Here is a 1,099-nt window from a genome sequence, read left to right on the forward strand (position 1 = left end):
GGAGTCTTTTCATCGATGGCCAAATGTGCGGCGACATCTTGAGACGGAAACTGCATTTCAAACCGGATGACCTTGCTCTTGATATCTTTGCCTTTTAACAAATTGCTCAAGCCGAGAATTTCGTTGCTGACTACGTGAACGTGCTCATCCTGCATGGCTGATTGAATGATAAACGTGCCGTGCCCTCTTTTTCTGAAAAGCATCCCTTCAGCCGCAAGTGTATCAAGCGCCCGCTTCATCGTCATCCGGCTGCACCCGAACTCCGCAGCGAGCGTCTTTTCATCCGGGATCGGCTGATCTATGTCATATACACTGCTTTTAATCCTCTTTCTCATTTCGTTGGCGATTTTTTCGTACTTATTCATCGGTTTCCTCCGGCTGTATAATGTTTGATCTGTATAGACTCCTTACGGTTATCATAAATTTTTTTCCCTGCTTCATCAATGACGTTACAGGCGCCGATATTGAAATTTGAAAGGATTTCCTCGAATTTTCTATGGAATCTCCCTCACTATTATGGTAGAATTTTTTGCAGAAACGGACACAACCGAATATTGCATACATTGTATAACCTCAATGATATGGTTTGAGGGTGTCTACCAGGAACCGTAAAATCCTGATTACAAAAATTGTCCCGTACACTTTTTGTAATCAGGATTTTTTATTTTCTAAAAAATAAAAAAAGGAGTATCTGTACATGAATTTCAAAGTATTTCTGCTTGCAGCATCTACCATCGCAGTCGGATTGGTTGAATTAATTGTGGGCGGTATTCTTCCGCAAATCGCTTCCGACTTAGATATATCCATCGTCAGCGCGGGGCAGCTGATCAGCGTGTTTGCGCTCGGTTACGCGGTATCCGGCCCTCTGCTTTTGGCAGTGACGGCAAAGGCTGAACGAAAGCGTCTTTATTTAATCGCACTGTTTATTTTCTTCCTAAGTAATCTGGTCGCTTATTTCAGTCCCAATTTCGCCGTACTTATGGTGTCACGGGTGCTCGCTTCCATGAGCACAGGACTGATTGTCGTCCTTTCTTTAACGATTGCTCCTAAAATCGTGGCACCTGAATACAGAGCGCGGGCGATCGGCATCATTTTCATG

2 protein-coding genes and 1 riboswitch are annotated in these 1,099 nt (G+C 43.9%); of the genes, one reads left to right on the forward strand and one right to left on the reverse strand.

Features of this window, described 5'->3' with window-relative positions; all coding sequences use genetic code 11:
• Positions 1–365, reverse strand: a 365-nt coding sequence (locus ACFVXH_RS41420) for a GntR family transcriptional regulator (protein WP_387831251.1), incomplete at its 3' end; no start/stop codon positions are given.
• A gap of 178 nt (positions 366–543) precedes the next feature.
• A riboswitch (purine riboswitch) is annotated at positions 544–643 on the forward strand.
• A gap of 54 nt (positions 644–697) precedes the next feature.
• Here ACFVXH_RS41420 and ACFVXH_RS41425 point away from each other — a divergent pair.
• On the forward strand, positions 698–1,099 hold a 402-nt coding region (locus ACFVXH_RS41425; protein WP_387831252.1), incomplete at its 3' end, for an MFS transporter.

It is taken from the genome of Kitasatospora sp. NPDC058184 (assembly GCF_042883725.1).
Taxonomy (GTDB): Bacteria; Actinomycetota; Actinomycetes; order Streptomycetales; family Streptomycetaceae; genus Kitasatospora.